The sequence below is a fragment of the Serratia sp. N21D137 genome, from assembly GCF_047530005.1.
Lineage (GTDB): Bacteria > Pseudomonadota > Gammaproteobacteria > Enterobacterales > Enterobacteriaceae > Chania > Chania fonticola_B.
On sequence record NZ_JBLJAJ010000062.1, the window covers coordinates 1 to 8,089 of the forward strand.

Consider the following 8,089-nt stretch of genomic DNA (forward strand, 5'->3'; position numbering starts at 1 on the left):
AATGCCATGGCCGAAAGTATTAACGGGCAGTATAAAGCGGAGGTGATACACCGGCAGAGCTGGAAAAACCGACAGGAAGTGGAGCTGGCCACACTGGCATGGGTGGACTGGTACAACAATCGTCGGCTGCTTCAGCGGTTTGGCCATATCCCACCTGCTGAAGCAGAATAAGCCTATTACGCTTCCATCGGGAAAAAGGATCTGGCAGCCTGAGTTCCCGGACTTAACTCTCTCCCACAAAACCGGTACGGTTCATACTGCAGGCCAGACAATCGACTTTTTGCTGACTGCCAAACAGGACTCTGCAGCTGCATTGTGCTTCTTCCGCAAGGCCATACGTCATCATGGCGAACCTGAGGAGGTCACTATCGATAAAGTGTGGCCAACACAGCGGGTTTGTCCACACTCCACACCGACACACCTGATGAGGAAACGATTATGGTAAGGCAGAGTAAGTACCTGAACAATCTGGTTGAACAAGTTCACCGGAATATCAAACGCCGGATAGGGCCGATGCTGGGATTCAAATCGTGTTGACGGGCACAGGCGCTTTTGGCTGGCATCGAATAGATGCTACATAATACACAAAGGACAATATCAGCATCCGGAAAGTGAGGGGTTGTCACCTGCGGAAAAATTCTATTTGTTGGCTGCATAAATATATCCGTAACACCAACTTTGGCTGGCCCGAGACGTTAATGCGATAGAGCCAATAAACAGTATGTCTGAAGATCTCTAAAAGTTAATGGCACGATGATGCAGAATATTCATCCTTGAGCGCAACCTTGTTGTTTTATATTGTTTTTTACAATTCGGCAGTAGTCAGTTTGTGATCTATCTTGCTCCATCTTGCGTCATTTACTAAAAATTAAAACACAATTAGTCAGGCTTCAAAAAATTGATATCTCACCATAAATTTTAGCTCTAAAAATAAGATTAATAGGTTTGGTTGAAATAAATACATACGTATTTCTTTCTATGTTTGATTTTTTAATATAAAAAATCCTGAAAGTCTGCTCCCTGTAAACTTCATCTGCATAAACATCTTTAGCCATATAGTCACCCATTATCTTGCTATTTACCTTTATAAAATACATATAATCACCTCGGCTTGCAAATATAAAAACTTGCTTTATCAATGCACCGGTTTCTTTCTCTTTTTGCACTAAAGTGAACCTTCCTAAATGGCATACTCCTTTCAAAGAAATTGAAGGCGATTCAGAAATAAATTTAAAATTACACCCAAGGCCATTAATAAATGGATAAAGAACATACATGAATAGAATGAAAATTAAAACAACAATGGAAGGCTTTATTCTTTTGTTTATGAGTTTCATTAAGTAAGTGATTATTTTTGTCATCTTTTTAGTTTCCGTAAAAGGAATTAGTTAAGCTTTGTTAAAGTTTTACATCTATGACACAAAGTGTATAATAAAATAAGTTTACTAAAAAAATACACTCGTGTCATTTTGTAAGTGTAGGTGTAAGTGTAGGTGTAAGTGTAGGTGTAAGTGTAGGTGTAAGTGTAAGTGTAAGTGTAAGTGTAAGTGTAAGTGTAAGTGTAAGTGTAAGTGTAAGTGTAAGTGTAAGTGTAAGTGTAAGTGTAAGTGTAAGTGTAAGTGTCCTGCTCCCTGTTGTTTAACTGAATCGCCACGGGTTTAACAGACACCTCAGAGTCATTTAAAATGGCCTAAAGAGAGGTGCACATCAGCAGTAAGCGTTATTCTGAAGAGTTTAAAATTGAAGCGGTCAAACAGGTTGTTGATCGTGGTCATTCTGTTTCCAGCGTTGCAACACGTCTCGACATCACCACCCACAGCCTTTACGCCTGGATAAAGAAGTACGGGCCTGACTCTTCCACCAACAAAGAACAGTCAGATGCTCAGGCCGAGATCCGCCGACTCCAAAAAGAGCTGAAACGAGTTACTGACGAACGGGACATATTAAAAAAAGCCGCGGCGTACTTCGCAAAGCTGTCCGACTGAGGTACGCCTTTATCCGTGATAACACCTGTTGTTGGCCTGTTCGTCTGCTCTGTCGGGTGCTGGATGTTCATCCAAGTGGGTTTTACACCTGGCTTCAGCAGCCACATTCACCACGGCATCAGACAGATATGAGGCTGACAGGACAAATCAAACAGTTCTGGTTGGAGTCCGGTTGCGTTTATGGCTATCGTAAGATCCATCTCGACCTGCGAGATAGCGGGCAACAGTGCGGGATTAACCGGGTCTGGCGGCTGATGAAGCGTGCCGGGATAAAGGCTCAGGTCGGATACCGAAGCCCAAGAGCTTGTAAAGGGGAGGCCAGTATCGTGACACCCAACAGGCTCCAGCGGCAGTTCAACTCGGAAGCACCGGATGAACGTTGGGTAACGTACATAACTTACATCCGAACCCACGAGGGCTGGCTGTATCTGGCCGTGGTTGTTGACCTGTTTTCGCGCAAAGTTATCGGCTGGTCAATGCAACCCCGGATGACAAAAGATATTGTCCTGAATGCGCTTCTGATGGCAGTGTGGCGGCGTAATCCTCAAAAACAGGTGCTGGTTCATTCTGATCAAGGTAGTCAGTATACAAGCCATGAATGGCAGTCATTCCTGAAATCACATGGACTGGAGGGCAGTATGAGCCGTCGTGGTAACTGTCACGATAACGCAGTTGCAGAAAGTTTTTTCCAGCTACTGAAGCGTGAACGGATAAAGAAAAAGATCTACGGAACGCGGGAAGAAGCCCGCAGTGATATTTTTGATTACATCGAAATGTTTTATAACAGTAAGCGTCGGCATGGTTCGAGTGATCATATGTCACCGACGGAATATGAAAATCAATATTATCAACGGCTCAGAAGTGTCTAGATTATCCGTGGCGATTCAAATGGAACTGAAAGGGATTGGCCCTACAACAGCCTGTTCTCTGGTCGCCAGTATCGGTAATGCGCACGATTTTAAAAATGGACGACAACTGGCCGCCTGGCTGGGACTAACGCCATCGCAATATAGTAGCGGCGGAAAATCAAAGCTTGGCAGGATAACGAAGGCGGGCGATTTGTATCTACGAACGCTGTTGGTCCAAGGCGCTCGTTCAGTTCTGATTGGTGCCGAGAAAAAGACAGACTCATTCAGTCGATGCGCTTGCTCGCTAGTTGAGCACAGAGGATACTGGCGTGCCGTTATGGCCATAGCGGCAAAAAATGCAAGACTGTGCTGGGCATCGCTACATTATGGTGATCATTTCAGGTTGTACTCAGTAAGCTAAAGCACGAAGCTGATTAACCATCTTAACTACAACTCATTGATGATAAAGGGTTAGACCCCGTGAGACATATCTGACTATTGTACAGGATATACGTATCCGTTAAACGAACAAGAATCTCACGAGCGTCTTTCATCAGGGTCCGAATCGATAACGATTCCTCATAACCGTTTATAGTACTGCAGTCTCTCCCCTTTATTTTTACTGACGAGCAGACAGAAACCGAAAAAACCGGCGTTGACATGCCGGGGAAGCCCGTATAGTACAATAATTTTCGATATCCAAACTGACCCCAACTACACTTTAAAGTGTATAAAAATTTTAATGTGAGGCACACATGACTTTAAATCAGAAATTATGGTTAGGTATATTTATTTTTTGTACATTATTTTGGGTGGGGATTATAAATCTAGTTTTCTATTTGTTCCCCTAAGTGTCAGGATAGTCGTTACCCCCTCTGAAAATGAATTCAGAGGGCAACGGAGTGACAAATAAAACGTATTTTTTCAGAACATAAAGCCAGCGTGTTGGCAAAACTGCCTCACCGGATTGTTCGTTTCGGGTCTACTTATATAATACTATTTTATGCTACAGCAAATTTGCTGGCAGAGTTGTAATCAGCCAGAAGAGTCCACAGAGAGGAAATGCATGTTCCAGTTTACCAATTTTGAAAGAACCTTGAGAACCGACAATCCCACCTATGAGCGTATCCTGCGTAGTGACCTGCATGTTGTTATCAATCTGGTCCGGCACGGTTGGGGGACCTTCCGAGTAGAGCAATTGGCATCGGAGATGAAGAAAATATCAGCCATCAAATGGCAGAAATACAGGAATACAAAGGAATACTTGATCCGTGAATGTTCGGGGTTGCATGAACAACTGCGTCCCCAGTTGTGCAACTTCCGAACATTTAGCCTGACAAAAGGTGCCGCCGGTGCTATTGACCATACACTTACCTGGCAGAGCGACACAGGTATACTGGGAGATCTCGCCCACATTCGCGTGCGCGAGAAGGTTTGCTGGCAAACTCCTGAACACATGGTACGGCCCTATGTGATCAATGAGTACCGTCAGGAAGGGGGCCACTTTGGTATAGGCAATGCTGTCTATACGCCCGGCAATATAGGCAAAGGTAAAGACACCCACGCGGCGCTGGGGCCATTTTCACCCGAGGTGTTGAATTTTGTCGGTCCCGGCGAGCTCAAGTTCGTGATAACCCAGACCTACCAGCAAAGCAACAATGGGGGCATATCCTGGACCGACATTCCTGACAGCACCTACCGGATTCGACGAGTGGTAATACGCGTAGGTACCAAACTCCGGCTCACAATTCATAAAGAGAAATTGAGCAACCGGAGGGAAACAATAAGTAATATGACTGAAGTGTAATATAAGCGTTCTTCAGCAATCAGTTCGCTCCTGACGGCAGAGTGGCGTGACAGGATATTGGCGGTGACGGGGTTCATTTGCAGTTATTGTGGGTCCGTTGCAATGGAAGCTGTCAACGCCACGATCTTTGACTGTTATTTGCCATTTTCATGCCCGCTAGATGTTTTCTTTACTGATACTGCCCGCTTTCCGCCATTTCATCGTCACTGATTGGCGTTGCGTTTTTGGCTAGCACTCCAGCTTTGCGTTTCTCCTTTAACCGGTAGCTTTCTCCTTTGATATTCTGAACCGTACCGGGTTTTCGGGAGACTAAACTCTCAGTGAAAGGAGACCCGAAATGACATCCAAACGAGCAAACCGTTACCCACCAGAGCTGCGTGAGCGGGCTGTCCGAATGCTGCTGGAACAGCGCAGTGAATATCACTCTGAACATGCCGCCATCAACTCCATCGCGCCAAATATAGCAAATTCGCCAGAGAGCTTAATCTGGAAGCCTGCCCAACAGCAGTGAGCAGTCCACAAAGTAACGGCATGGCGGCACGGTTCGTGAAAACGATGAAGGAAGACTACATTGCGGTCATGCCAAAACCGAATGTGTGAACAGCGCTGCATAACCTGGCGGCAGTGTTCAACCATTACAATGAAAACCATCCGCATAGAGCGCTGGGATATCCCTCCCCGAGGGAATACCTGCGCCTGCAGGCATCGTTAACTTAAGATACAAAAGCTGTCTGGAGATGGAGGGTCAAGATCACATTTCCTGACATTATTTACGTCATAACACAGGTATATTAACAGACCATGAAAAACACTGTCGTCCGGAGAACCGCGCTGGCCACGCTTGTCGTGCAGGTGCTTTCCCCGCTCTTACTTGCCTTCACGCCTGCCTCTGCCGCCCAGCCCCCGCGCGACACCACCGCGCCCGCTGATGTGAGCGATAGTCAGGCTGCGCAGCGTCTTGCCCAGGCCGCATCCCGGGCAGGTACCTTCCTCAGCAACTCCCCGGACAGTGATGCCGCCGCATCCCTCGCCCGCGGAGCTGCAGCCGGCCATGCAAGCGCCGAAGTCCAGCAGTGGCTCAGCCGGTTCGGCACGGCACGTACCACCATTGATGTTGATAAGGACTTCTCACTGAAGGGCTCCTCTCTCGACCTCCTGGTGCCCCTGTACGACTCCCCTGACCTGCTCACCTTTGCCCAGGGAGGCATCCGCCGCGCGGACGACCGCACACAGTCCTCCCTCGGCCTCGGCGTTCGCAGCTTCGGGGCTGACAGCATGCTTGGCGCTAGCGCCTTTATCGACCACGACCTCTCCCGCAGCCACACCCGTGCAGGTCTCGGTCTTGAGTACTGGCGCGACAACCTGCGCCTTGGCGCAAACAGCTACATGCGCCTGTCAGGGTGGAGGGACTCTCCGGACGTTACCGACTACCTTGAGCGCCCGGCAAACGGCTGGGATATCATCGCCCGTGGTTGGCTCCCTTCCCTGCCACAGCTCGGCGCCTCGCTGGGGTTCGAGCGCTACTACGGTGAAGAGGTGGGCCTGTTCAGGCACAACAATCGTCAGAAGGACCCGTATGCCGCCACTGCAGGTCTGAACTGGACGCTGTTCCCGCTGCTCACCCTGAACGCTGAGCAGCGCCATGGCAAGGGCTCCGCCAGCGACTCCCGCCTGGGACTTGAGCTGCGTTACACGCCGGGCGTGCCCTGGTTACAGCAGACCAGCCCGGATGCGGTGCAGGCCATGCGCAGCCTTGCCGGCGGTCGCCAGGACCTGGTTGAGCGCAACAACAATATGGTCCTCGAGTATAAAAAGAAAGAGGTCATCACCCTGAAGGCTCAGGAGCAGGTGACAGGCTACGCCGGTGAGCAGAAGCCCCTGAGCGTGGAGCTGAAGAGTAAATACCCGGTGGTGCACATTGAGTGGAGCGCCCCGGAGCTGGAGGCAGCGGGCGGTATTATCATGTCTTCCGGCCCGCGCTCGCACAGCATGACGCTGCCTGCGTGGAAAGCAGGCGGCGAGTCTGCGAACACCTATACCGTGCGTGGGGTGGCGGTGGACAGCCGGGGCAACCGTTCGGGCGAGTCGCACACCCGGGTGACGGTGTCACAGGCAGCCATCAGCCCGGTGCTGTCTAGCGTGAGCCTGTCCTCGGTGCAGCTGGTACCGGACGGCACGGACGCGCAGACGGTAACCCTTACCCTGCGCGATGCCCTGGGCAATGCGGTTGACGTGGACGAGAGCGAGATAATCGTGGAGCGTGCTGACGCGGCTGGCAAGAAGGCGAAACGTGCGGGTGGAAGCTTGGCGCAGGTGACGCCGTTCGTGCACAGCGGTGCGGGTACGTATGACCTGACGGTGACGGCAGGCACGGAGGCGGAGCACTTCACGTTGACGCCGTACGTGCGTGGTTACTCGGCAGGTCCGATAGAAGTGTACATTCGCCAGCGGGTGAGCGAGACGAACTCGGTGATGACGGTGTCTTCTGCGACGACGGACACGGACACGCCGGTGAAGGTGACGCTGATGCTGCGTGACGATGCCAACCTGCCGCTCGGCGGCCACGGCGTGACTTTTAACACTACAGCAGAAGGTGCATCGATTGGTTCCACATTGCAGAGTGCTGAAGGAGTTTATGAGTCCCTTATCCAGTTTTCTGAAGAAGGTAATTATTTAATATATGCTTCCGTGCAAGGAGTTTTTTTTAAAGAAAAAATAAATATTCACAACAAAAAATGTGATTTTTTTTGTGATGTAAAAATAAGCAAAAGGCATATTTATGCTGATGGGAATGATTTTGCCACTCTAGATTTTAAAATAATTTCAGATGAGCAGCTTATTGACAATATAGAAGTTAGCTCAACGCTTGAAGGTAGTGTTTTTTATGACTTTGTAAAAAAAGAGACGGGCGAGTATAGTGCAAAAATAAAAAGTAACTCAGAAGGCTCATCAACCTTGGTTATAAAGGCTGGTAATCAAAAAATATATTCAGCTTCTGTGTTTTTTTTCAAGGCGAATAATTATATCGATACTGACCGCTCTGCTTTTTTTTCAAAAAAAAATATAATCATTGCAGATAATAATGACAATTCAGACTTGATCTTACAATTGAAAGATATTGCAGGTGCTGTTGTTAAAGGTGCTTCAGTTGAATTTGTAACTTCTCACCCTGGCATAACTCTTTCTGCTGTGTCTGAGAACGCCGGGGTCTACACGGCGCGGATGAGCGGGACCACCGCCGGCAGCGCTGCGGTCTCGGTGACGGTGAACGGCGCCCCCCTGGCGGTGAAGCCGGTGACGGTGCTCCTGACGGCGGACAGCGGCCGGCTCTCGGGGGCGTCGGTGCTGTCGGCGTCAAGGGGGACGATCACGGCAAACGGGGTGGACGCGTCGGAGCTGACCCTCGCCCTGACGGACGTGAACGGCAACCCGGTGACGGGGGCGGCGGT

7 protein-coding genes and 3 pseudogenes are annotated in these 8,089 nt (G+C 49.3%); 8 read left to right on the top strand and 2 right to left on the bottom strand.

Annotation, left to right across the window (positions count from 1 at the left end; translation table 11 throughout):
• Nucleotides 1-171: integrase core domain-containing protein (locus ACMV5H_RS24585; protein WP_414822693.1), on the top strand; the 171-nt coding region annotated here is incomplete at its 5' end.
• Entirely contained in the window at nt 140-445 is a 306-nt protein-coding gene (locus tag ACMV5H_RS24590; protein WP_414822689.1) for a DDE-type integrase/transposase/recombinase, read from the top strand. The genes ACMV5H_RS24585 and ACMV5H_RS24590, both read left to right, overlap by 32 nt.
• Before the next feature lie 445 nt (nt 446-890).
• Here ACMV5H_RS24590 and ACMV5H_RS24595 read toward each other — a convergent pair whose 3' ends face one another.
• Nucleotides 891-1,361, bottom strand: coding sequence for a hypothetical protein (locus tag ACMV5H_RS24595; RefSeq protein WP_414822690.1), 471 nt, complete (start codon nt 1,359-1,361; stop codon nt 891-893).
• Nucleotides 1,362-1,706: 345 nt separating this feature from the next.
• On the opposite strand from ACMV5H_RS24595, the gene ACMV5H_RS24600 reads away from it, so the two are divergent.
• From ACMV5H_RS24600 to ACMV5H_RS24610, 3 genes and pseudogenes are all read left to right on the top strand, one after another.
• Nucleotides 1,707-2,854 (top strand): IS3 family transposase gene (locus tag ACMV5H_RS24600; RefSeq protein ID WP_414822694.1). Its coding sequence is split into 2 segments (ribosomal slippage): nt 1,707-1,944 and nt 1,944-2,854, totalling 1,149 coding nucleotides; the frame shifts between segments, so codons are not numbered across the junction.
• 19 nt (nt 2,855-2,873) lie between these two features.
• A pseudogene (locus ACMV5H_RS24605) lies at nt 2,874-3,254 on the top strand (transposase); the annotation flags it as partial.
• A gap of 645 nt (nt 3,255-3,899) precedes the next feature.
• Nucleotides 3,900-4,640, top strand: a complete 741-nt coding sequence (locus tag ACMV5H_RS24610; protein ID WP_414822691.1) for a hypothetical protein — start codon at nt 3,900-3,902, stop codon at nt 4,638-4,640.
• A gap of 169 nt (nt 4,641-4,809) precedes the next feature.
• Here the strand turns inward: ACMV5H_RS24610 and ACMV5H_RS24615 are convergent.
• Nucleotides 4,810-4,932 (bottom strand): annotated as a pseudogene (locus ACMV5H_RS24615) (AAA family ATPase); the annotation flags it as partial.
• Nucleotides 4,933-4,977: 45 nt separating this feature from the next.
• On the opposite strand from ACMV5H_RS24615, the gene ACMV5H_RS24620 reads away from it, so the two are divergent.
• The 3 genes and pseudogenes from ACMV5H_RS24620 to ACMV5H_RS24630 all read left to right on the top strand — a co-directional run.
• Entirely contained in the window at nt 4,978-5,151 is a 174-nt protein-coding gene (locus ACMV5H_RS24620; RefSeq protein ID WP_414822695.1) for a hypothetical protein, read from the top strand.
• Nucleotides 5,106-5,357 (top strand): annotated as a pseudogene (locus ACMV5H_RS24625) (integrase core domain-containing protein); the annotation flags it as partial. The gene ACMV5H_RS24620 and the pseudogene ACMV5H_RS24625, both read left to right, overlap by 46 nt.
• Before the next feature lie 84 nt (nt 5,358-5,441).
• The coding region (locus ACMV5H_RS24630) for an inverse autotransporter beta domain-containing protein (protein WP_414822692.1) at nt 5,442-8,089 on the top strand (2,648 nt) is incomplete at its 3' end.